Here is a 23,085-nt window from a genome sequence, read left to right as displayed (position 1 = left end):
TCGATTATCATCGTAAACCCGTACCGTATTGCCATCAGACACAACGCCAAAGAGGCTTATAAATCACACTCTTGGCAATAGATACTTGCTTTCAATTAGTCGTGGCCGCAAACAATACAACCTCGAGTTACAAACTGATGTGAATCACGCCAAGGAAGAATTAGATATGGAAAAAATCGGACTTTCCGCTATCGCCCTTCTGCTATGTGGTTGTTCTGCTGCTGGCGTCGTAAAAAGCAACGACCCTTGGCAAAATCTGGCCCAAGCAGATGTGCTGATTGAACATGGGCGGGCAACCGCTGCAGAAAAACTTATCGTCGAAGCCAGAAACCTTTGCAAGGAAGACGCGGTTTGCCATGCCATGGCAGATAGAGAATATGCCCTGCTACTCCTATCTTCTTCCGTTGGTTCTACTTGGGCAGAACACTATAAAGAACAAGGATTTATAGATCAGACAGTCAACCTGCAAAACAGGACAATCAAGGCAGCAGCATATCTGGAGCAGGCCGCCACTCAGCTAAATACAACAACCGCTTACGACAAGCTGAGCAATGTGCAGCTACTAAAAGCCTCTGTCTATCAGGAACTGCAGGATCAAAAAAGTACCTGTTCATCCTTGGCTCAAGCGCTGACAGCCTACCAAGATAATCTGCGCCATAACCCAGGCGCAGCCCCGCAGGGGGTGGATGGTTACGCCTCGCTGGGAGACTATATCATCGCACAGCAGAAAGCCGTTCGCTGTATGTAAACAGGTATCTTATGGTTCAGCGCCCCTTGCCAGCATTGGCAAGGGGCACTGTGTTAACCCCCCCCCCCCGAGTGCGCCGATCAGGGCGTCGAGTCCTTGATCGACCTTGGAGCGCGGGCAGCCGACGTTGAGGCGAATATAGCCTGTGCCTTCCGGGCCGTAGGTGTCGCCGCGCATGATGGCGACCCGGTATTTCTCCACCAGCAAGGTTTGCAATTCATTCATCCGTTCGGTGGTGTCGATACCAAGACCGCGCAGATCAATCCAGGCGAGATAGGTTCCCTCGGGCACCCGATAGTCGATGGCGGGGAAGGCGGCGTTAAGCCGCGTCGCCACATGGGCGAGGTTGCAGTGCAGGTAGGCTTTCAGGGCATCTAGCCAGGCTGCCCCATCCCGATAGGCGCTGATATGGGCCAGCACCCCGAGAATGGGCGGTGATGAGAGGCCATGGGCCGCCTTGAGCCGTTGCAGATAGGCGGTCCGCGCCGCTGCGTTGGCGATAAAGGCGTAGGCGCCGCCAAGGGCGGGAATATTGAAGGATTTGGAGCCCGAGCTCACCAGCGCCCAGTGATCGTCCGGTGCCACCTCGCTCCACGGCAGGTAGCGGGCAAAGCTCACATCCATATGGATGTCATCCGAGATCACCCTGACCCCGTGGCGCTGGCAGATAGTGGCCATCCGGCCGAGTTCATCCCGAGTCCAGACTCGGCCGGTGGGGTTGTGGGGGCTGCAGAGCAGCAAAATCCGGCAATCGGGGCGAGCGGCTTGCTGCTCGAAGCAGGCCCAGTCGATCTGGTAGCTCCCCTCTGATTTTTTGAGCGGACAAGGCAGCAGCACCCGATCGTTGGCGACCAGCATATTGCCGAAGGCGTCGTAGGCGGGGGTGTGCACCAGCACCCCCTCCCCCGGCGCCGACCAGAGGCTCACCAGCTGGGCAATCACATAGATGACCGAGGGGCCGTAAACCAGCGTCTCGGGGTCGAGGCTCGCCCCGTAGCGGTGGGCAAACCAGTCGCTCACAGCCCCTTTAAAGTCATCGTGATTCCAGCGGCTGTAGCCAAATACCCCGTGCTCAAGGCGGGCAGCCAGGGTCTGGCGAATGCAGGGGGCAGTCTCGAAATCCATATCGGAGATGGTAAAGGGGAGCAGATCGGCATGGCCAAAACGGTCGGCTACATAGTCCCACTGAGTGCAGTAGGTGCCGTGGCGGTCGACCACGCGGTCGAAGTCATAAATATCGTGCATGAAGTTTCTCCCTCCATAAACAGGAGACATATTGGGAGAGGCAAACAAGGGGGGCTTGCGCCCCCCGTTCGGTTCTTATTAGCCGCTTCAGGCCCCCATCAGGCTCTGCAGCTGGTTTTTCACCAGATGCACCTGCGGGCCGATCACCACCTGCAGGTTGTGCTCGTCGAGCTTGATCACCCCGATGGCGCCGTTTGCTTTCAATACCTTGTCATCGACCCGGCTCATGTCCTGCACCGACATCCGCAGGCGGGTGATGCAGTTATCGAGCGCCAGAATGTTATCGGCGCCGCCCAAGGCGTTGAGGATGATTTCACCGTTGTAACCGCTGTTGCCGGCCTTCTTGCCTGCAGGCTGGGCAGTCTCGCTGGTCTCGATTTCACGACCGGGGGTTTTCAGGTTAAAGCGCACGATGGCGAAGCGGAACACGCTGTAGTAGATGGCAAACCAGATGGCAGCCGCGACCGGCACCAGATACCACTTGGTGGCGGTGCCCTGCAGCACGCCGAACACCAGAAAATCGATCAGGTTGCCGTCAGTGTTGCCGATGGTGACGCCAAGCAGCCCCATGGTCATAAAGCCCAGGCCCGTCAGGATGGCGTGGATGACGTAGAGTACCGGCGCCACGAACAGGAACAGGAACTCCAGCGGCTCTGTGATACCACCGATGACGCAGGCCACCACGCCAGAGACCAGCAGCGCCTTGATCTTGCCGCGATTTTCCAGACGGGCGCAGTGATACATGGCGAGCGCCGCACCCGGCAGGCCGCCGAGGAAGGCAGGCATCTTGCCCTGAGAGAGGAAGGAGGTGGCAGAGACCGAGAAGCCGGAAGTGTCGGCGCAGGAGAGCTCGGCGTAGAAGATGTTGAGCGCGCCGCTCACCTCGTTGCCGCACACCAGCGACGTGCCGCCCGCTTCGGTAAAGCGGATCAGCGCCACCAGAATGTGGTGCAGGCCGAGCGGCAGCAGCAGACGCTCACCGGTACCGAACAGGAAGGGGCCGAAGGGACCGGCGTGGGAGATGAGCGCCCCGATGCCGTTGATACCGGCAGCAAACCAGGGCCAGACGAACGGCACGACCAAGCCGACCACACCCAGCACCAGCGCGGTGATGATGGGCACGAAGCGGGCACCGCCGAAGAAGGCGAGCGCATCGGGCATCTTGTAGGTGTAGAAACGGGCGTGGAGCTTCGCGACGATCACCCCGACGATGATGGCCCCCAGAATCCCGGTGTCGATGGAGCTGATACCGAGGATCGATTTCACCCCGTAGGCCTTCTCCGCCGCCCCGTCACCGATGACGTTGGCCACGGTGAGGTAGAAGTTGATGGAGAGGTTGAGCGCCGCATAGCCGACAAAACCGGCAAAGGCTGCGACCCCCTTCTCTTCCCGCGCCAGCCCGAGCGGAATGGCCACCGCAAACATCACCGGCAGATAGATAAAGGCCACCAGCCCCACCTTGGTCATCCAGAGGAAAAGCAGTTGCAGCACGGTATTGTCGAGGAAGGGCATGCTCTGCTTGACCGCATCGCTGGTGAGCGAGCTGCCGACACCGAGCAGGATGCCCGAGAAGGCCAGCAGGGCGACCGGCAACATAAAGGTCTTGCCGAGGCTCTGCAGGAACTCCCAGATGGTGGATTTGGCTTGAGGCTTGGCCATGAAACGGCTCCTTGTGAATAGACAGCAATATCTGCGGCTTTCCCCGTGGCTGCTCGTAGCAATTTCGACGAGAGGCGCGGGTCAGCATCAGGTTTTGCCGGATGATAAAACGTTTTATCAATTTACAAGTGCCGACAGGATCACAGAATAAGGGGGCTGACTGGCAGCAGGATCCAAATTTGTGAGCCGGATCGGCCAGATGGTGATGTAACGTTTCACTTGGGCATATGAGCAGGTATGCTGGGGCCTCGCTTTCAACTGTCCGTTGTCCATTCGTCCTATGTCGCCCAAATCCCTCTCTGCCAAAGCCGCCAAGATCACCGATGTCGCCCAGCGGGCGGGAGTGTCGGTCACCACCGTCTCCATGGTGCTCAACGGCAAGGGGCGCATCTCCCCGGCCACCGCCGAGCGGGTGCAGCAGGCGATAAAAGAGCTCGACTACGTGCCCAACAGCGCCGCCGCCAACCTGCGCAGCCAGCAGTCCAATCTGGTGGGGCTGATCCTGCGCGACATCACCGACCCCTTCTATACCGAGGTGACCGCCGGGGTGAGCGAGGTGCTGGAGCAGCAGGGCTATCTGCTGTTTCTGACCCAGTGCGGCCACAGCCCGGAGCGGCTGCAGCAGAGCATCCACTCCCTGTCACGGCAGGGGGTGGCGGGCATCATCTTCAATCCGGTGCGCGGCGCGGCGGCCAAAACCCTGGAGACCCTGATCGACTCCGAGCTGCCGGTGGTGTGCGCCGCCCGCTCCTACTATCGGGATGATGTGGACTTTATCGGCCCCGACAACACCCACGCCGCCAAGCAGGCCACCACCTACCTTATCGAACAGGGCCACCGCCATATCGCCTATGTCGGCGGGCGGGCCGACTCCCTCACCCGCGCCGAGCGCATCGGCGGCTACTGCGCCAGCCTGCTGCAATATGGCCTGCCCTTCAAACCGGAGTGGGTACTGGAGTGCGAGCGCACCCAGCGCAGCGCCGCCGACACCATCGCCCAGCTGCTGCACCAGCACCCCAAGGTGACCGCCGTGCTCTGCCACTACCCCGAGGTGGCGCTCGGCGCCATCTATGGAGTCGAGGCGAGCGGCCGCACCGTGGGCAAAGACAACTACATCGGCCAGCAGGTGGCCCTGCTCGGCTTTGACGATGTGGCGGAGGCCGAACTCACTTCCCCCGCCCTCACCTTCGTCAGCTCACCGGCCCGCGAAATCGGCCGTCAGGCGGCAAGGCGACTGCTGACCCGGATGCAGCAACCCGAGCTCGCCCCCAACCGCCATATCATCACCCCCAATCTACAAAAGCGGGAGTCGGCCTGAACTGGCTGGGCGCCCGAGCTCGCCCCACCCGCCATATCATCACCGCTCACCAGCAAACCGCAGAAGCGGGCATCAGCCTGAGCTGGCTGGGCGCCCGAGCTCGCCCCACCCGCCATATCATCACCGCTCACCAGCAAACCGCAGAAGCGGGAGTCGGCCTGAGCTGGCTGGGCAAGCCTGCAGCAGCGCAAAACGTGAGGCCGCTCACTGCGCCGGCAAGGGGAGGTTGAGAGCCAAGTGGAGAGGAATATGATAGGCGCCTGCCTCACTTCACGAGCCCATTTATGAGCCACCCGCACGACCAGAACCCGCCGAGTGAAATCCATCGCTGTGACAAATGCAGGGAGCGTACCCGCCATATCGTGGTGCTGGTCGCCCGCGATCACAGCCAGGACATCATGCCCAAGGATCCGCGCAAAGCCTTCTGGCAAGCCTTTACTTCCAGCAGCATCACCAACTGGGCGTTTGGTGAAACACTGGCCTACCAGACCCCCCATGTAAAACATCTAATTTGCGAGCGGTGCGGGAAGAAGTTTCTGGAGTATTGAGTGGCGGTAGTACCCGGCAAGAGGTGAAGCTCAGCTTGCGCTCACAGCGCCAAGCGGACAGATAACACCCGCTTAATGAGCAATTTATTGATCTCTGGCAGGTTTTTGCCCGACTGCGGTTTTACCCTGCCCCTCTCTCGATTAATATGCCCCACTTGGCAACCACTCTTGCAGAGATAACCCTGTGCAGCCGTTTCGCCATCCATCACATCGTCGGATAACCGCAGCAGGCTGGAGGCTGTAATCCACGGGCGGTAGCGTGGGGTTTGGGCTGGCTAGGGCCACTGAAGATACGCAAGACTTCCATAGCCGCATCGTAAGCACCTAATTTTGTCCAAGACTCCATTTTAATAGGCTGTCATAAACAACTTATTACCCTTTGATAATTTCATAAAACTTCTGCTATTCCCAATAATATACCGGATGAAAGATGAACCAAACAGTTATGGAGCAATCCGATAGTGGCGGTGTCGCAGCACTTAAAGGTTTTACATATCAAAATTATGCGGCAGCATACTTTGTACTAAGCATGCTTCAAGACAAGTCCTTAATATCTGTGCGTTTCGAAGTCGTTGATGATATTGATCTGTTATACGAAAACAAAATTGAATATGTTCAAGTAAAAACCACTGATGGCGACTCAAAATGGGACGTTAAGGAATTTGCTGAAGCAACAACAAAAAAAGTTCCTCCCACAGGTAGGCAACGAGTAGAACAAGTTGTCAGTCAAGAAGACTCTATTCTTCATAAATCGATGAAATGTGATAAAGATATTCTTGAAGGATTTTTCAGAATACTAACACCCAGAGATATTACTGACTCACTTCGCTATCTTAAAACTCCCTTGGCTGACAGGCATGAAAAATCACAAGAGAGGCCATTTATTCTAAAAAGATTAGACAGTGCGGTTAATCGAAATAGGAAAAATAAACCATCATTCACATCCCCAAATGGAAATGATGTAGCCTATTGGCTAGACCATGCTGAATGGACAATAATCCCCAACAAGGAACACCTCCAGTTATTGTGTGCAAAAAAGATTCTTGAATCAGCACAAAAAAAAGGTGTTTTTTTAATTGCAAATAATGATCCCGAGAGGATTCTTTGCTCCCTATTAACCAATGTTACCGATAAGGGGGCAGCATCAAGAGTCATTCATTCCATTAAAGATAAATCCTATCATAGAAAAGATTTTATTAAATGGTTTAATGAAGAAATTGAGTATTATGCGACTCAAGGTAATAAACATATAAAAGTTTATACCGCTAACACCAATAAATTACAAGCCATCCTCTCATCTTTCATTAAACAAGATAATCTATATCAATTTTCTGGCAATAAATCATGTACAGGTCTTCATGGTACATATCATCAAAGAAAATATAATTATGATACAATCACGAAAAATCTATACAAATGGTTACCAGAAGTTCTCTTGATGCCAGAGGAAATTGCCGATCATGCGCCAGAAAACATTACAAACAAAATAAAATCCTTTGCCGAAAGATATAATAAAAACATCTCTTTCACGAACAGACTAATATCTCAATCTTTATTGCACTCAACAATTAGAACTGGATATAGATCACAACCGATAGCTGCAGAACTATACATTAACGACAGCGCTAACACTTGTTTTGATAATATTCATATTCTTCTTCAAGATCACACAAACGACAAACTCATAATGGGTTTTAGTGAATTACTTGACTCCGATTTTCATGATTCATTGAACAAAATCATTTCAAAATTTCAAAAACTACTTGAGTCTGAATCTTTTACTGACTGCAAAGAGAAGATATTAGCAATCAAAGATGACAATTACCTACTTGAACATGATATAGATGAAGTTCTTGAACCTAATAAATCTTTAGATGATTATATTGATAGGTTTATATTTTCATTTTTTATTGGATATGAATCAGCTTTACTTAGCTGTAATATAATGGATATGGTTGACGATTATTTAGATAAACTAAAGGATGATGTTATCTATAAATTTAAATCTCTCATCACTCAACTTATCTCTGAGAATGATTTCTATAAAGATCTTCATATTGAAGTCTATCTGTACCCTATTCCATCATTAACATCTCTTATAAGTTCATTTAAAGAACAAGGCTATAAACATGGAATTAGAACCGAACCCTCAGCAATATCTAACTGATATTTTAAATGGTCAATCCACTCCATTCTCATACCTTAAAAAAGCCAATTATTGTTTATCATCACCTAATTTAAATTCGTTAGGGCGAGAGTTTCTTATCCGAGCACTTGACCAAATATCACTATTCGAAAAACAAAGAGAATTACTCCAGATTCTATTAAGGAAATCTGGTCTGTATCCATATATAAAAAAGTATCTCAATGTAGAAAGCCCTGATATAAACCTTCTCCTAGATATCTATAAAAGTAATTTTGATGAAAGCTTCATTTTTCATTCAATGCAGGCAAAAATTTTCAAACTATTAATGTCAGGGCATAACATTGTGCTAAGTGCACCTACTAGTATGGGGAAAAGTGCAATTGTAGATGCCTTGATTGCCGAAAATAAATTCTCACAGATTGTGATTGTAGTTCCAACGATAGCGCTGATTGATGAAACAAGACGAAGAATAAAAAATCGATTTGGAAGTCAATATCAAATTATTTATCATAACTCCCAAGTTAAACACAAAGATAAAGCGATATATATATTGACTCAGGAGAGAGTCAATGAAAGAGATGATTTACGAAAAATCGATATTTTTATTATTGATGAATTTTATAAGTTAGCATATAACAATGATGAACCATCGCGAGTAATCTCATTGAATATTGCGCTAAGCAAATTAATGACGATATCTAAACAATTTTATATGATTGGGCCATACATTGACGCTATTCGTGGAATGGAGAATTTAAAAAGCAACTATACATTTATACCTTCAGAATTTAACACTGTAGCTTTAAACATCTATAAATATGATATAGCTGCCACTGATTTAGTTAGAAAGAACGAACAGCTCACCGCTATTTTAAAACAAAATAAAGACCAAACTATTATTTACTGTAAATCAGCTGCATCCATATCACAGGTGTATCAACATATTATAGATGCCTCTCTAACAAACATAAATAAAAGTGAAGCACTTGAAGAGTATCACGAATGGTTAAGTAGCTGCTATGGTATTGATTGGACTTGCACTAAAGCTATATCAAATGGAATTGGAATACATCATGGTGCACTTCCCAGAGCAATACAACAAAAAAACATTGAACTGTTTAATACAAAGCAAATAAAGCTCCTTCTTTGTACTTCAACAATGATTGAAGGGGTCAATACTTCAGCGAAAAACATCATAATTTATGATAACCGAAAAGGTGTTCCATCTATCGACGGCTTTACACATAAAAATATCTCTGGTCGTGCAGGTAGAATGAATCAATATCTTATAGGTAATGTTTTCTGCCTAGAGGCAATACCGGAAAAAGAAGCCCAAGTGGTTGATATTCCACTTGGCCAACAAAATCTCCACTCACCAATTAATTTATTAGCAGGGATCCAGCCATCACATCTATCTGAACAGAGCAGCAAAAGCTTAAGTTCATTTTCGTTTTCAACTGACATACCTATAGAAATTATAAAAAGACACTCATCATACGGAGTGGAAATAATTCTGGAAGCTAATGAATTCATAAATGAGCTAACACTAATAGAAATATTTAGGTTTGCTAGATTAGCTAAACCAAGAAAAGAGCAATTGAAAATCATTTCCACATTTATCAAGACTGTAGAAAATGGCTCACTCCGTAAGGTAAATCTTCACTTCTATGATAATGATGACCTTCAAAATCGTCTCGCGTGGTATATCTATGCTGAAAGCCACAGTTCATATATAAAGGATAGGCTTAGTTTTATATACAGTTTACACTCTGATGCCAAATCTCGCTCAGATGCGACAGACCTAGAACTAAAGATAGTAAGAAATATATTTAAACATTCAGTAACAAGATCATTATTGCTCTTCGAGGAACTGTTAAATTACAGACTGTCAAAATTAGATGTACAATATGAAATCGACCTTGGGTATATTATCCATATTTTTGAAAATAGCCATTTATCACCATCTTTCTCTGCACTAGAAGAAATGGGAGTCCCTATAGAAACTTTAGAAAAAGTCATTACGGAACGCTTAATAGATGTAAATATTGATACGTTATGCAGATACTATAGACTCTATCAGTCAAAATTAAAAAACCTTAGCAGAACAGAGCATCTTTTTATTCAGCAAGCACTCAATTAATCTCACATGTTTGGCTTCGTATATTCAGTAGCGACTCACAGTTTTGGTGGGTTGCTACTGGATGCTGCCCGTAGGTTCGAATAGCGGAGCGTATTCGGACGTTCGCGTTATCACCTCTATCTTTTCAGCCATCCCCTCTCTTGCTACCACCCTCCCTGCCCAAACAGGCGGTGCAATTCACTTTGTTCATTGCACCCTACGGTGCCCTCATGGCTGTGGTTTCATTCGCCCGTTGTGGTGAGCTGTCTGACACCGATGGTGCAACCCATTTATCCAGTTTGTTCTGCTCACGCCGCCCCTCGCTTCCCGCCAGCGGAGCCATTTCTGTGCGTTGGCTCACATCCCGCTGCCGTTTTTCACCTCACAAATTTATAGAAAGAGTGCTCCCATCCGCTGAGTAAAAACTCACCACACGGCCAAGACGCTGAACCACGAACAAACACAACAATTTGATTTTAATCATCAATAAAAATATGGGTGATTCAATCCGCCCCCATTTCAGCCGCTATTCAGCTTTGCGATCAGGGTCACACTCAAGGCGATGCCGCACAAAAATCCAGTGATTCGCACATTTGTCCGATAGGGTGACCTCTCCCCCGGAGCGATAATAGTCGGGTCAATTTTGTCTGCATGCCGGCCTGCAAGGGCGGCATGCCAACAGGCTCCGGCAACGGAGCGGGGAGAGCGCCATGATAACCACCTTGATCAATGAACATCTGATCAATCTCGATTTGAAAGCGACACGTAAGGAAGAGGTCTTCACCGAGATGGCCCGCCTGCTGGTCGCGCAAGGCAAGGTCAGCGACGAGCAGCAGTTCGTCAAGGATCTGTGGGCCCGTGAAGAGCTGGACAACACCGGCTTTGAAGAGGGTGTTGCCCTGCCCCACGCCAAGAGTGCGGCGGTCAGCACCCCGGCCGTCGCCATCGGCATCAGCCGCAACGGCATCGACTACGGCGCCGAAGATGGCAAGCCGTCCAAACTGTTCTTCATGATTGCCTCCCCGGCCGGTGGCGCCAACCACCATATCGAGGTGCTGGCCGAGCTCTCCGCCAAGCTGATTGAAGAGGGCTTTATCGATGCCCTGCTGGCAGCTAAAACCCCGGCCGATGCGCTGGCGCTGCTGCTGGCCAAGAAAGAGGAAGCGGCAGCCGCACCTGCGGCCAACAAGGGGCTGATCATCGGTGTCACCGGCTGCCCGGCCGGTATCGCCCACACCTATCTGGCGGCCGAGTCGCTGGAGCGCGCCGCCAAGGAGCTGGGTTATGAGGTGAAGGTGGAGACCAACGGCTCCATCGGCGTCAAGAACAGCCCGACCGCAGACGAGATCGCCCGCGCCACCGCCATCGTGGTGGCCTGCGACAAGCAGGTGGACATGGCCCGCTTTGCTGGCAAGCCCCTCATCAAGACCGGCGTAAAAGCCCCCATCAAGGATGGCAAGGGTCTGATTGAGCAGGCACTGAAAGCCCCTGCCTATGTGGCGGACAAGGATGAGAAAAAGGGTGACGAGAAGCGCGCCAGCGGCGGCAGCTCGGATCTCTATCGCTACCTGATGAACGGCGTATCGCACATGATCCCGTTCGTGGTGACCGGTGGTCTGCTTATCGCCCTGTCACTGGCCATCGGCGGCAACCCGACCCCGAGCGGCATGCAGATCCCGGAAGGGAGCATGTGGAACCAGATCCTCAACGTGGGCGTGGCCGCCTTCACCCTGATGATCCCCATTCTGGCGGGCTATATCGCCTACGCCATCGGTGACCGTCCGGCTCTGGCCCCGGGCTTTATCGGCGGCTGGATCGCCAACAACGGCAGCTTCTACGGCGCTGATGCCGGTACCGGCTTTATCGGTGCCATCATCGCGGGCCTGTTGGTCGGCTATCTGGTGCGCTGGATTGCCACCCGCCAGTACCACAAGATGGTGCAACCGCTGGTGCCGATCCTGATCGCCCCCATCGTCGGGTCGCTCTTTATCGCGGCGGTCTTTATCTTCATCATCGGCGCCCCGATTGCGGACATGATGACCGGCCTCAACGCCATGCTGCTCTCCATGAGTGGTGGCAGTCTGGTGCTGCTGGGTATCGTGCTGGGTGGCATGGCCGGCTTTGATATGGGTGGCCCGGTCAACAAGGTGGCCTTCCTCTTCTCCGTTGGCATGATCGCCTCCGGTCAGACCCAGTTCATGGGTGCCATGGCCTGCGCCATCCCGGCTGCGCCCCTTGGCATGTCGCTGGCTACCGTACTCGGTCGCAAGCTCGGCATCTTTGACGAGTCCGAGATCGAAGCGGGCAAAGCCGCCGGTGCCATGGGTCTGGTGGGTATCTCCGAAGGGGCGATTCCGTTCGCCGCCCGTGACCCGCTGGCCGTTATCCCGGCCAACATTCTGGGCAGCATGACCGCCGCCGTGATGGCCTTCCTGCTGGGCATCACCAACAGCGTTGCCCACGGTGGCCCCATCGTGGCCCTGCTGGGTGCGGTCAACAAGCCGCTGCTGGCCCTGCTCTGCATGATCTGCGGCGCCATCGTGACCGGCGTGGTGGCGGTTGCCCTGAAAAAGCTGCGGGTAAAAAAGAGTGACGAGGTAACTTTGGCCAAGGCGGCCTAAGTGCCCCCCGCCATCGCGGCTCGTCGAGCATAAAAGAGGCCACCCCACGGGGTGGCCTCTTGTTTTTTGGGATGGCTGGCGGGCCGTATTTCCCAATATCGCCACCTTAAAATTGGTGGTCAATCAGCCCTCTCCCTTCACTTTTCCCCTTACCTTTCCCTGGCTCCCTTCTGGCCTATTCAGCCCAGCACTCACACAGAGCGCCAAACTGGCTGAAATGGCAGCAATCTGGCGTCAGCGGTGTGATGTTTCTCACGCTTTGTCCGCGAAAGCGCAAAAACTAGGAAAATTTCCTAGCCCCACTAGGGATGGCTCTCAAGCCATTTTTTGCCCCTCTTATTAGAGTCACCTCACCTGATGTCGTGACCCGCACCGCGACGGGCAATGTGCCCCGTCATCCCGTGCCGGGCCCGGGTTTATATGGATGGAGCGTCGAGCGCAGCAACGGCTGACAGCCCCGACGTTCCGTTCCCCCTTCCGTGGCGTGACCTCGAACAACCTATCTACAAATGAGGGGCGCGGCGGAAATACCGTCTATCTCGCAGAGGATGAACGAAGATGTTGAAATTGCTCCAACAGGTCCGGGTCCCCACCCTCGACCTGCCGGTCGAAGCCCGGCGCAAGCTCTGGTTCAAGCCGTTTATGCAATCTTATCTGGTTGTATTTATTGGCTATTTGACCATGTATCTGATCCGCAAGAACTTCAACATTGCGCAAAATGACATGATCCAGGAGTACGGTCTCTCCATGACCGAGCTTGGCATGATCGGCCTTGGCTTCTCCATCACCTACGGGGTTGGCAAGACCATCGTCTCCTACTACGCCGATGGCAAGAACACCAAGCAGTTCCTGCCGCTGATGCTGATCCTCTCCGCGCTGTGCATGCTGGGCTTCAGTGCCAGCATGGGTGGCACCGGTTTCAGCCTCTACTTCATGATCTTCTTCTATGCGCTGAGCGGTTTCTTCCAGAGCTGTGGTGGTTCGTGCAGCTACTCCACCATCACCAAGTGGACCCCTCGCAACAAGCGCGGCACCTATCTGGGTATGTGGAACCTCTCCCACAATGTGGGCGGTGCCGGTGCGGCCGGTGTGGCGCTGTTCGGTGCCAACTACCTGTTTGATGGCAACGTGCTCGGCATGTTTATCTTCCCTTCCATCATCGCGCTGATCGTCGGCTTTATCGGCCTGCGCTTTGGTAGCGATTCGCCGGAAGCCTACGGCCTTGGCAAGGTTGAAGAGCTGTTTGACGAAGTAGCGAGCGAAGAAGATATCGCCACCGAGGAGCAGAAGCTGACCAAGTGGCAGATCTTCGTGAAGTACGTGCTGCTGAACAAGGTGATCTGGCTGCTCTGCTTTGCCAACATCTTCCTCTACGTGGTGCGTATCGGTATCGACCAGTGGTCCACCGTCTATGCCCACCAGGAGCTGGGCTTCTCCAAAGACGTGGCTATTCAGGGCTTTACCTTCTTCGAAGTGGGCGCACTGGTCGGCACCCTGATGTGGGGTTACCTCTCCGACCTGGCCAATGGCCGTCGTGGTCTGGTGGCTTGCGTGGCGCTGGCGCTGATCATCGCGACCCTGGGTCTCTACCAGCATGCGACCACCCAGTTTATGTTCCTGGGCTCCCTGTTCACCCTGGGCTTCCTGGTGTTTGGTCCGCAGTTGCTGATCGGCGTCGCCGCCGTGGGCTTCGTCCCCAAGCAGGGCATCAGCGTGGCCGATGGCGTCAAGGGCACCTTTGCTTACCTGATTGGTGACAGCTTCGCCAAACTGGGTCTGGGCATGATCGCTGATGGCACCCCCATCTTTGGCCTGACCGGCTGGACTGGCACCTTCGCCGCTCTCGATATCGCAGCCGCCGCCTGTCTGGTACTGATGGGTTGTGTCGCAGTCGCCGAAGAGCGCAAGATCCGCCGCATCAAGCGCGAACTGAAAGCCGCCGAGCTGGCTGCCCAGACCGCCTGATAGCCATAACAACAGACGCAGATTGTTCAGGGCCACCCACAGGGGTGGCCCTTGTTGTTTGGAGCAACCAGACACCCGACTGGCCCGGCATGAGCCTGCACTGCCGTTCAAGGGACGGGCATATCCCCATCAAGATCCCACTTTTCATATGGACTTTTGGTAAAAGCCCCCCGCTGGCGCTATCTTGTTGCTCCCCCTTGTCAGCATCACAGAGAGCAGATGAAGATCGTCGCCGTCACCGCTTGCCCGACCGGTATTGCCCATACCTATATGGCTGCCGATGCCCTGCAAAAAGCCGCCACTGGGCTGGGACTCAAGATCAAGGTCGAGACTCAGGGCGCCATGGGCATGGAGAACATGCTGACCGCCCGCGATATTGCCAGTGCCGACCTGGTGTTGATTGCCTCCGATATCGAGATTGAGCAGAAAGAGCGCTTCCTCGGCTGCACCATCCATCAGGTGAGACTGGAAACCGTGCTGCTGGATGCCAACGCCGTACTCAAGGCCCTGCCGATCCCGGCCTGATGCTGACCCGCGAAATCACCTTCTACTGCCAGCAGGGGTTGAGCATCACCCAGGCCAAGCAGTTGAACCGGCTGGCGGGGATGTTCAAATCCACCATCCGCTGCGCCAACCTTACCCGGCGTCAGACCGTTGCCGCCAGCAACCAGCTCTCCCTGTTGACCCTCGCCACCCAGCCCGGCGATCTCTGCCAGTTGCAGATTGAAGGGTGCGATGCCGAGCTCGCCCACATGGCCTTCACCTGCTGGTGCGGCGAACTGGGTCAACCGCTGGTGCGCCCGCGCACCGCCGCGCTGGCGGAGTTGCGACTGGCCAACGCCCTGCCCGACTACCATTTTGCCCAGCGCCAACTGGCCCATAGCACCGAACCGCTGACAAAAGCCGAAGCACTCGAGCATCTGATCGATCTGCTGCCCGCCGAGCTGGTCACCGACCGCGCCACACTGACCGCCGCGGTGGAGCGGCGCGAGCAGGTCTCGGCCACCATCATCCGCCCCGGCCTTGCCATGCCTCATGTATTGAGCGAAGGGATCAGCCAGCCAGCGCTGACCCTGCTCAATTGCAAGGAGCCCATCGAGTGGGGCTCTCAAATCGGGCCGGTGCAGACCGTTATTCTGCTGGCGGTGCCGGTTGGTAGCGGACGGGAGACCCTGCGCCCCCTCACCCGACTGGCGCAGGCGATGATCGACGATGTGGTCAGCCACGCCCTGCTGTTGGCGGGCTCGGCCCCCGCCCGTCAGGCTATCGTCATCGAGAGCCTGCTGAGCTAGGCGAATTGGCTCTGGGCGCTGCTTGCTGTAACGCCAGCCATTCATCCTGCCCTCAGCACCCTGTGGTACACTCGCTGCCATCGTCTGTCTGAAGTGTGTATCCGATGAAATCTCCCCGCTCCCGTCTCTCTGTCAACCGCGCGCCGCGCGATAACGCCCCGCGCACGGCGGCCAAACCAGCCGCACCCCGCCATGCATCCCCCCGCAAACCGGAGCTGGCCCCAGAGGATCGCAAATTGCTCCTGCTGAACAAGCCCTACATGGTGCTCTGCCAGTTCACCGACGAGGCGGGCCGCGAGACCCTCAAGGATTACATCAGCGAGCCCGGCATCTATGCCGCAGGGCGGCTCGATCGCGACAGCGAGGGACTGTTGCTGCTCACCAACGACGGCAAGCTGCAGGCACGCCTCACCCAGCCGGGGGAGAAGACCCCCAAGACCTACTGGGTGCAGGTGGAAGGCATCCCCAGCGAAGAGAAACTGGCCGCCCTGCGCGCCGGTGTGGAGCTCAATGACGGCATGACCCTGCCCGCCGGGGCGCGTATCATGGATGAACCTGCGGTGTGGCCGCGCAATCCGCCGATCCGCGAGCGCAAGGAGATCCCCACCAGCTGGCTGGAGATCAAGATCATCGAGGGGCGCAACCGGCAGGTACGGCGGATGACAGCCCATATCGGCCACCCCACCCTGCGCCTTATTCGCTACGCCATCGGTGACTGGACCCTGGATGGACTGGCACCCGGCGAGAGCCGCAGCCTGCCCACTCCCGAGTTGGCGCAGCTCTCCACCGGCCGCCCGCGACCCTCCTCATCCCGTTCAGGCGCTCATACCGCCAAACCGGCCAAACCGGCAGGGGAGGCGCCACGGCGAGCCAGCCAGCCGAGACGGGACGAGCGCCCCCGCAGCACTCACCCAACCGAGCGTTCAACTTCAAACCCGACCAGCGGCAAACCCCGCAGCAGCGGGCGAGGAACGGCACGCAGACCCGCCCGTGCGGGCAATCCAAATAGCAGCGACAAGGAGTCATGATGAGCAATCAGGCAGAGCAATCGGCCACCAGCCACGCCCGCATGGAAGCGCGCCTGACGGTCGCCGCCCTGGTGCAGTGGCAGGGGCGCTTTCTGGTGGTGGAAGAGGAGATAAAAGGCCAGCGCCGCTTCAACCAGCCCGCCGGCCATGTAGAGGCCGGTGAAGATCTGCTCACCGCCGCCTGCCGCGAGCTGAAAGAGGAGACGGGTCTGACCGCCGCGCCGACCGCCTGGCTTGGTACCTATCTGTTCAAACCGGCCGACAGCGAAGCCACCTATGTGCGCACCGCCATCATCTTCGACCTTGAAAAAGCGCCGGGTCATCACCATCCAGAGGATCCTGACGGCGATGTGCTGGCTTGCCACTGGCTCACTCTGGAAGAGATTGCCGAGTGCAAACCGGCCCTACGCAGCCCCCTGGTGTGGCAGTGCATTCAGGATTATCTGGCGGGGACACGGCTGCCGCTGTCGGCACTCAAGGCCTTTATCTGAGGCCATTTGACACTCTTTTTCGGCGACAAAGGCCAACAACAGAAAAACGATTTCCTGCTATCAGGCTCCTGATGGGAACTGCGGCATGGATATGTGACCGGGGGCGCAAAACTCTGGTAGAATACGCCCCGTTTAAACGAACTGGTAACTTCGACTAATGACAGACAACAGCCAAATCAAGGTGATCGTCGGCATGTCCGGCGGCGTGGATTCTTCCGTCTCGGCCTACCTGCTCCAGCAGCAGGGCTATCAGGTCGAAGGCTTGTTCATGAAGAACTGGGAAGAAGACGACACGGACGAGTACTGCTCTGCCGCCCAGGATTTGGCTGATGCCAAGGCCGTCTGCGACAAGCTGGGGATGAAACTCCACACCATCAACTTCGCGGCCGAGTACTGGGACAATGTGTTCGAGCACTTCCTCGAAGAGTACAAGGCCGGCCGCACGCCAAACCCCGATATCCTTTGCAACAAGGAGATCAAGTTCAAGGCGTTCCTCGAATTTGCCGCCGAAGAGCTGGGTGCCACCTACATCGCCACCGGCCACTATGTGCGCCGTGACGACAGCACCGGCCGCCCGCGCCTGCTGCGCGGTCTCGATACCAACAAGGATCAGAGCTACTTCCTTTATACCCTGAGCGAGAAGCAAGTGGGTCAGAGCCTGTTCCCGGTTGGCGATCTGGAGAAGCCGGAGGTGCGCCGCATCGCCGAGCAGCTGGATCTCATCACCGCCAAGAAGAAAGACTCCACCGGTATCTGCTTTATCGGCGAGCGCAAGTTCAAGGACTTCCTGGCCAAGTTCCTGCCCGCCCAGCCCGGCAAAATCGAGACCGTGGATGGCAAGGTGATCGGGGAGCATCAGGGTCTGATGTATCACACCCTGGGCCAGCGCAAGGGGCTCGGTATCGGTGGTCGCAAAGATGCCACCGAAGAGGCCTGGTATGTGGTCGACAAAGAGGTCGAGCGCAACGTGCTGGTGGTGGCGCAGGGCGAGCATCCCCGCCTCTACTCCGATGGTTTGATTGCCAGCCAATTGCACTGGGTGGAGCGCACTCCCATTCGCGAGCCACGTCGCTGCACCGTCAAGACCCGCTACCGCCAGCAGGATATCCCCTGCCTGATCCAGCCCATCGACGATCTGACCATCCGGGTCATCTTCGACGAGAAACAGGCTGCGGTGACCCCGGGCCAGTCCGCCGTCTTCTACGACGGGGAAGTGTGTCTGGGCGGTGGCATCATCGAACAGCGTTTCAGCCATCCGGTTTGAATCCTTAACAGAAGGCAGCAGACGTGAGCGATAAATTCCAAGACAGAACCATGGCCTTTGCCGGCATCTGCCAGGCCGCGTATCTGGTGCAGAAGGTGGCCCGAGACGGCAGCTGTGACGAGGCCGCCCTGCGCGAGAGCCTCTCCAGCATTCTGGTGACCAACCCGAGCCAACCGCTCGAGGTGTTCAACAACACCCATCTGGCCATTCGCGACGGCTACCGTGCGCTGGTCGAACAGCTGGGTGCCGACGGCAGCCAGAAGAATGCCGAGCTGACCCGCTACGTGGTAAGCCTGATTGCGCTGGAGCGCAAGCTGGCCAAGCGCAAGGACATTCTCAATATGCTGGGTGAGCGGATCAGCCAGATTGGCCGCCAGCAACAGCACTTCGATCTGCTCGACGAGCAGATTTTGGCCAACATGGCGAGCATCTACAGCGATCTTATCAGCCCCATCGGGCCGCGCATCCAGGTGGCAGGCACTCCGCTGTTCCTGCAGCAACCGCTGGTGCAGCACAAGGTGCGCGCCCTGCTGCTGGCAGGCATTCGTGCCTGCGTGCTGTGGCGTCAGCTCGGTGGCAGCCGCACCCAGATCATCTTCGCTCGCAAGAAGATGGTGGAGCTGGCCAAACGTTACTAATCATCGGCTCGCGTACGGGCAAGGAGGTCGAAATCAGGGCAAATAGCCGCACATCCGCCTTGATGACGACTCAGCCCCACGCGCGAGTGGATACGGATCCCCCACACAAATCATCAGGAGTTCACCCCATGGAGCTGTCCGCGCTGACTGCTGTTTCCCCGATAGACGGTCGTTATGGCGACAAGGCCGATGCCCTGCGCCCTATCTTCTCCGAATTCGGCCTGCTGCGTTTTCGCGTCGAAGTCGAGGTGCGCTGGTTGCAAAAACTGGCCAGCCACGCCGGGATCCCGGAAGTCCCTGCCCTGAGCGCGGCCGCCAACGCCCTGCTCGACGGCATCGTCAGCAACTTCAACGAGAGTGACGCCGCCCGCATCAAACAGATCGAGCGCACCACCAACCATGATGTGAAAGCGGTGGAGTACTTCCTCAAAGAGAAAGTCGAAGTGAACCCGGAGCTGGCGGCTGTCAGCGAGTTCATCCACTTCGCCTGCACCTCGGAAGACATCAACAACAACTCCCACGGTCTGATGCTGAAAACCGCCCGCGAAGAGGTCATCAAACCTTATTGCGAGAAGCTGATCAGCGAGATCAAGCGTCTGGCTCACGAGTACCGTGACATGCCGCTGCTCTCCCGCACCCACGGTCAGCCGGCAACCCCGAGCACCATGGGCAAGGAGATGGCCAACGTCGCCTACCGTCTGGAGCGCCAGTTCAAGCAGATCATGGCGGTGGAGATCCTCGGCAAGATCAACGGTGCGGTCGGCAACTACAACGCCCACCTCAGCGCCTACCCGGATGTGGACTGGCACCAGTTCTCCGAGGAGTTTGTTACCTCCCTGGGTCTGACCTGGAACCCCTACACCACCCAGATCGAGCCGCACGACTATATCGCCGAGCTGTTCGACGCCATGGCCCGCTTCAACACCATCCTGATCGACTTCGACCGCGATGTGTGGGGTTACATCTCCCTGGGTCACTTCAAGCAGCGCACCATCGCGGGGGAAATCGGCTCCTCCACCATGCCGCACAAGGTCAACCCCATCGACTTCGAGAACTCCGAAGGCAATATGGGTCTGGCCAACGCCGTGTTCCAGCATCTGGCGAGCAAGCTGCCTATCTCCCGCTGGCAGCGTGATCTGACCGACTCTACCGTGCTGCGCAATCTGGGTGTTGCCATCGGCTATTCCCTTATCGCCTATCAGTCCACCCTCAAGGGTATTTCCAAGCTGGAAGCCAACGACGCCGCCATGGCCGCCGATCTGGATGCCAACTGGGAAGTGCTGGCCGAGCCGATCCAGACTGTGATGCGCCGCTACGGTATCGAGAAGCCCTACGAGAAGCTCAAGGAGCTGACCCGTGGTCGCCGCGTCGATGCCGAAGGGATGCGTACCTTTATCGACACCCTGGAGCTGCCGGAAGCTGTCAAGGTTGAGCTGAAGAAGCTGACCCCGGCCAACTACATCGGTGACGCCCAGCGTTTGGTCGATCTGCTGAAGTAAGCCAACCGGCAGTGACGAAGGGGCCCTGTGCACGATACGCCACAGGGCCCCTGTTATTTTCCCTGCCACGGCAGGATCCCGAGTGGCTTTTCCCAAGCCTGCCTTGGGCAAAACCTCTTTGCGAGACACGAGAAACAGCATGTACGAACTCAATCTGGATATCGCTCACTTCCTCGAGCACTACTGGCAGAAGCGCCCGCTCCTTATCAAGGGCGGCTTCAAGGACTTTCAGGATCCCATCAGCCCGGACGAGCTGGCGGGTCTGGCCATGGAAGAGGTGGTAGAGTCCCGCCTCGTCACCCGTTTCGACGGCAAGTGGGATGCTGCCCACGGCCCCTTCGAATCCTACGACCATCTGGGCGAAGAGAACTGGACCATTCTGGTACAGGCTTGCAACCACTGGGCTCCCGAGGTGAACGAGCTGGCCGTGCCGTTCCAGTTCATTCCGGGCTGGCGCTTTGACGATGTGATGGTGAGCTTCTCCACCCCCCATGCGGGTGTCGGCCCCCACATCGACAACTACGATGTGTTTATCACCCAGGGTGTCGGCAAGCGTCACTGGCGCGTTGGCGATGCCAAGCCGCTCAACGAGTTCGCCGCCCACGCCGCCCTGCTGCACTGCGAGCCGTTCGAGGCGATCATCGACGTCATCATGGAGCCGGGCGACATCCTCTACATTCCGCCCGGATTCCCCCACGAAGGCTACGCCATCGAGCCCTCCATGAACTTCTCGGTGGGTTTCCGCGCACCGGATGCCAAGGCGCTTATCTCCTCCTTTGCCGATCACCTGATCGACAACGAAGTGCGTACCGAACGTTACGGCGATGCCGACCTCAAGCCCCGCGCCCGTCACGGCGAGATCCAGCCCCACGAGCTGCACCGTCTGCGCGAGCTGATGCAGCAGGCTCTCGATGACGAGACCCTGTTCAAGGAGTGGTTCGGCACCATGATCTCCGAGGCCAAGCACGATCTGGACGTCAATCCGGTCGAGCCGGACTACAGCGCCGAGGAGGTAGCCGACCTGCTGACCCAGGGCGAACCTGCCATCAAGGTGCCGGGTCTGCGCACCGTCTGGTTTAGTGGTGAGAGCCAGCAGTGCTTCATCGACGGCGAAGCCTGGACCCTGCAAAGTGAAGACGCAGCAGCCATTTCGCTCTTGTGTGACAAAGACATCATCACTCAAGCCGACATGGTGGAGCTGGCCGATCAGGCTGGCTTCCTGCAACTGCTGACCCGTCTGGTCAACCGCGGTTACTGGTTCTTCAACTGATCCAGCGGTAACTGAAGGATAAAAAGGCGCCTTATGGCGCCTTTTTTGTCACTCAGAGGCGGTTCAATTAACAATCGATACGCGAAACTGAACCCACTCTTGATGAACCGACAGTTGGTGATTTATTGAGCTAACATGGATGGATATCATGCATCCGTCCCTGTTCACAAGAGAAGCGCCACCATGCAAATCACCTCTAGGCCCATGCCGCTGCCCGATTACGGCAAATACCCCTCCTCTCCCGCTGTCACACCCGAGCAGGTCAATCAGGCCCGTAACGAAGCGCTGATCAAGAAGGATGAAGTGCAGGCACAGAGCGAAGAGAAAGCAACGGCTCGCAGAGCCATGGCGGTCTCTTATACGGCTAACCAGCAAGATAAAGCCGTGGTGGCGCGCTACCTGGAAGCCAGCGGTCAGGAGAGCGACAGCAAGTCGGGCCCGAGCACGGCTGATATGTATCAGGCTGCGACTCGCTACCAGCGCCAGCAGAATCTCAGCGACTACATGCAATTCCAGCAGAGCCCGCTCGCCCAGCAGATGGGTGACATGGTGGGCGAAGATACTCGCAAGGGCACCCAGCTCGACATCATTGCCTGAGCCAATTTGCTCGAATAAGCCCGGCAGGGATCAATACAAGATGAAAAAGCCCTCAATGAGGGCTTTTTCGCTATGGCTTGTCGCTGCGACGTCTCGCTATAAATGGGACACTTCTGCCTGCGCGTCCGGCAGCTCGTCGGGGAGTTCATCAAACAGGGGGTGATAGAGCACCTCACCCTGCACACCCGCAAAACCGCGCTCCTGCAGCTCCATCGCCATAAAGCAGTCGACAGGTACCTCATAGATGCAGTGCAGGCCAAACTCGCTGGCCGGGCGGAAACCGAAACGGCTGTAATAGGCCGGATCCCCGAGTACCACCACCCCTTTCCAGTCCATCTCGAGCGCCGTATCAAGCCCTTCACGGATAAGATCCGAGCCAATCCCCTGGCCTTGCCAGTCGGGATGAACCGCGACCGGCGCCAGACCGAGCCAGGGCCCTTCCATGCCGTTAATGGTGATCGGGCTTAGCATCAGGTGCCCCATGAACTCGTACTCTTCCTCTTCGACCATGGTCACCACGGCAGCGCCACATTCGCGCAGGCGGTTGACCAGTTCGGCCTCATCGGAACGACCGAAGGCGGCACTCAGCAGCTCATAGACCGGCAGCATGTCACCGGGGCGCTCGGTTCTCAACATC

19 protein-coding genes are annotated in these 23,085 nt (G+C 55.6%); 16 read left to right on the top strand and 3 right to left on the bottom strand.

What is annotated here, in order from left to right; genetic code table 11:
• Positions 1–166: 166 nt before the first annotated feature.
• The gene (locus tag I6L49_RS01090) at positions 167–748 is read left to right on the top strand and encodes a hypothetical protein (protein ID WP_216950397.1); all 582 of its coding nucleotides are present in this window, start codon (positions 167–169) and stop codon (positions 746–748) included.
• 9 nt (positions 749–757) lie between these two features.
• Here I6L49_RS01090 and I6L49_RS01085 read toward each other — a convergent pair whose 3' ends face one another.
• Positions 758–1,993 (bottom strand): MalY/PatB family protein, encoded by a 1,236-nt coding sequence (locus tag I6L49_RS01085; RefSeq protein WP_216950396.1) that lies wholly within the window; start codon positions 1,991–1,993, stop codon positions 758–760.
• An 87-nt stretch (positions 1,994–2,080) separates the two neighbouring features.
• On the bottom strand, positions 2,081–3,652 hold the full coding sequence (gene malX, locus I6L49_RS01080; protein WP_216950395.1) for a maltose/glucose-specific PTS transporter subunit IIBC: 1,572 nt from the start codon (positions 3,650–3,652) through the stop codon (positions 2,081–2,083).
• A 280-nt stretch (positions 3,653–3,932) separates the two neighbouring features.
• On the opposite strand from malX, the gene I6L49_RS01075 reads away from it, so the two are divergent.
• From I6L49_RS01075 to I6L49_RS01005, 15 genes are all read left to right on the top strand, one after another.
• Entirely contained in the window at positions 3,933–4,970 is a 1,038-nt protein-coding gene (locus I6L49_RS01075; protein ID WP_216950394.1) for a Mal regulon transcriptional regulator MalI, read from the top strand.
• A 284-nt stretch (positions 4,971–5,254) separates the two neighbouring features.
• Positions 5,255–5,518 carry a hypothetical protein gene (locus I6L49_RS01070; protein ID WP_216950393.1) on the top strand — a complete coding sequence of 88 codons (264 nt, stop codon included), beginning with the start codon at positions 5,255–5,257 and terminating at the stop codon, positions 5,516–5,518.
• A gap of 430 nt (positions 5,519–5,948) precedes the next feature.
• On the top strand, positions 5,949–7,685 hold the full coding sequence (locus tag I6L49_RS01065) for a dsDNA nuclease domain-containing protein (protein WP_216950392.1): 1,737 nt from the start codon (positions 5,949–5,951) through the stop codon (positions 7,683–7,685).
• Entirely contained in the window at positions 7,648–9,804 is a 2,157-nt protein-coding gene (locus tag I6L49_RS01060) for a DEAD/DEAH box helicase (protein ID WP_139433776.1), read from the top strand. Before I6L49_RS01065 ends, I6L49_RS01060 begins: the two co-directional genes overlap by 38 nt.
• Before the next feature lie 689 nt (positions 9,805–10,493).
• Positions 10,494–12,404 (top strand): fructose-specific PTS transporter subunit EIIC, encoded by a 1,911-nt coding sequence (locus I6L49_RS01055; RefSeq protein WP_216950391.1) that lies wholly within the window; start codon positions 10,494–10,496, stop codon positions 12,402–12,404.
• A 558-nt stretch (positions 12,405–12,962) separates the two neighbouring features.
• On the top strand, positions 12,963–14,369 hold the full coding sequence (uhpT, locus tag I6L49_RS01050; RefSeq protein ID WP_005334609.1) for a hexose-6-phosphate:phosphate antiporter: 1,407 nt from the start codon (positions 12,963–12,965) through the stop codon (positions 14,367–14,369).
• A gap of 219 nt (positions 14,370–14,588) precedes the next feature.
• On the top strand, positions 14,589–14,894 hold the full coding sequence (locus I6L49_RS01045) for a PTS fructose transporter subunit IIB (RefSeq protein ID WP_005334611.1): 306 nt from the start codon (positions 14,589–14,591) through the stop codon (positions 14,892–14,894).
• Positions 14,894–15,661 (top strand): PTS sugar transporter subunit IIA, encoded by a 768-nt coding sequence (locus I6L49_RS01040; protein WP_216950390.1) that lies wholly within the window; start codon positions 14,894–14,896, stop codon positions 15,659–15,661. Before I6L49_RS01045 ends, I6L49_RS01040 begins: the two co-directional genes overlap by 1 nt.
• A 104-nt stretch (positions 15,662–15,765) precedes the next feature.
• Complete coding sequence (gene rluE, locus I6L49_RS01035) at positions 15,766–16,689, top strand: 23S rRNA pseudouridine(2457) synthase RluE (protein WP_216950389.1); 924 nt, start codon at positions 15,766–15,768, stop codon at positions 16,687–16,689.
• A complete protein-coding gene (locus tag I6L49_RS01030; protein WP_216951562.1) occupies positions 16,689–17,180 on the top strand; it encodes an NUDIX hydrolase in 492 nt (163 codons plus the stop codon). Before rluE ends, I6L49_RS01030 begins: the two co-directional genes overlap by 1 nt.
• Positions 17,181–17,337: 157 nt before the next feature.
• Complete coding sequence (mnmA, locus tag I6L49_RS01025; protein ID WP_216950388.1) at positions 17,338–18,444, top strand: tRNA 2-thiouridine(34) synthase MnmA; 1,107 nt, start codon at positions 17,338–17,340, stop codon at positions 18,442–18,444.
• A 23-nt stretch (positions 18,445–18,467) separates the two neighbouring features.
• Complete coding sequence (hflD, locus tag I6L49_RS01020) at positions 18,468–19,082, top strand: high frequency lysogenization protein HflD (RefSeq protein ID WP_005334622.1); 615 nt, start codon at positions 18,468–18,470, stop codon at positions 19,080–19,082.
• 128 nt (positions 19,083–19,210) lie between these two features.
• Positions 19,211–20,581, top strand: coding sequence for an adenylosuccinate lyase (gene purB / locus I6L49_RS01015; RefSeq protein ID WP_216950387.1), 1,371 nt, complete (start codon positions 19,211–19,213; stop codon positions 20,579–20,581).
• 139 nt (positions 20,582–20,720) lie between these two features.
• Positions 20,721–21,851 carry a cupin domain-containing protein gene (locus tag I6L49_RS01010; protein ID WP_216950386.1) on the top strand — a complete coding sequence of 377 codons (1,131 nt, stop codon included), beginning with the start codon at positions 20,721–20,723 and terminating at the stop codon, positions 21,849–21,851.
• 183 nt (positions 21,852–22,034) lie between these two features.
• Positions 22,035–22,448, top strand: a complete 414-nt coding sequence (locus I6L49_RS01005; RefSeq protein WP_216950385.1) for a hypothetical protein — start codon at positions 22,035–22,037, stop codon at positions 22,446–22,448.
• A 96-nt stretch (positions 22,449–22,544) separates the two neighbouring features.
• On the opposite strand, the gene I6L49_RS01000 is transcribed toward I6L49_RS01005, so the two are convergent.
• Positions 22,545–23,084, bottom strand: coding sequence for a GNAT family N-acetyltransferase (locus I6L49_RS01000; RefSeq protein WP_216950384.1), 540 nt, complete (start codon positions 23,082–23,084; stop codon positions 22,545–22,547).
• Between the last annotated feature and the right edge of the window lies 1 nt (position 23,085).

Source organism: Aeromonas sp. FDAARGOS 1419, assembly GCF_019047045.1.
Taxonomy (GTDB): Bacteria; Pseudomonadota; Gammaproteobacteria; order Enterobacterales; family Aeromonadaceae; genus Aeromonas; species Aeromonas veronii.
The sequence above is the reverse complement of the archived record's forward strand: the minus strand, read 5'-3'. Positions and strand labels throughout refer to the sequence as shown.

Bases quoted from the DNA above. Each gene is read 5' to 3' on its own strand.
- mnmA (WP_216950388.1), top strand. From the start codon at position 17,338: ATGACAGACAACAGCCAAATCAAGGTGATCGTCGGCATGTCCGGCGGC.
- I6L49_RS01000 (WP_216950384.1), bottom strand. From the start codon at position 23,084: ATGTTGAGAACCGAGCGCCCCGGTGACATGCTGCCGGTCTATGAGCTG.
- rluE (WP_216950389.1), top strand. From the start codon at position 15,766: ATGAAATCTCCCCGCTCCCGTCTCTCTGTCAACCGCGCGCCGCGCGAT.
- I6L49_RS01030 (WP_216951562.1), top strand. From the start codon at position 16,689: ATGAGCAATCAGGCAGAGCAATCGGCCACCAGCCACGCCCGCATGGAA.
- malX (WP_216950395.1), bottom strand. From the start codon at position 3,652: ATGGCCAAGCCTCAAGCCAAATCCACCATCTGGGAGTTCCTGCAGAGC.
- I6L49_RS01065 (WP_216950392.1), top strand. From the start codon at position 5,949: ATGAACCAAACAGTTATGGAGCAATCCGATAGTGGCGGTGTCGCAGCA.
- I6L49_RS01070 (WP_216950393.1), top strand. From the start codon at position 5,255: ATGAGCCACCCGCACGACCAGAACCCGCCGAGTGAAATCCATCGCTGT.
- uhpT (WP_005334609.1), top strand. From the start codon at position 12,963: ATGTTGAAATTGCTCCAACAGGTCCGGGTCCCCACCCTCGACCTGCCG.
- I6L49_RS01040 (WP_216950390.1), top strand. From the start codon at position 14,894: ATGCTGACCCGCGAAATCACCTTCTACTGCCAGCAGGGGTTGAGCATC.
- I6L49_RS01045 (WP_005334611.1), top strand. From the start codon at position 14,589: ATGAAGATCGTCGCCGTCACCGCTTGCCCGACCGGTATTGCCCATACC.
- I6L49_RS01005 (WP_216950385.1), top strand. From the start codon at position 22,035: ATGCAAATCACCTCTAGGCCCATGCCGCTGCCCGATTACGGCAAATAC.
- I6L49_RS01075 (WP_216950394.1), top strand. From the start codon at position 3,933: ATGTCGCCCAAATCCCTCTCTGCCAAAGCCGCCAAGATCACCGATGTC.
- purB (WP_216950387.1), top strand. From the start codon at position 19,211: ATGGAGCTGTCCGCGCTGACTGCTGTTTCCCCGATAGACGGTCGTTAT.
- I6L49_RS01090 (WP_216950397.1), top strand. From the start codon at position 167: ATGGAAAAAATCGGACTTTCCGCTATCGCCCTTCTGCTATGTGGTTGT.
- I6L49_RS01060 (WP_139433776.1), top strand. From the start codon at position 7,648: ATGGAATTAGAACCGAACCCTCAGCAATATCTAACTGATATTTTAAAT.
- I6L49_RS01010 (WP_216950386.1), top strand. From the start codon at position 20,721: ATGTACGAACTCAATCTGGATATCGCTCACTTCCTCGAGCACTACTGG.
- I6L49_RS01085 (WP_216950396.1), bottom strand. From the start codon at position 1,993: ATGCACGATATTTATGACTTCGACCGCGTGGTCGACCGCCACGGCACC.
- I6L49_RS01055 (WP_216950391.1), top strand. From the start codon at position 10,494: ATGATAACCACCTTGATCAATGAACATCTGATCAATCTCGATTTGAAA.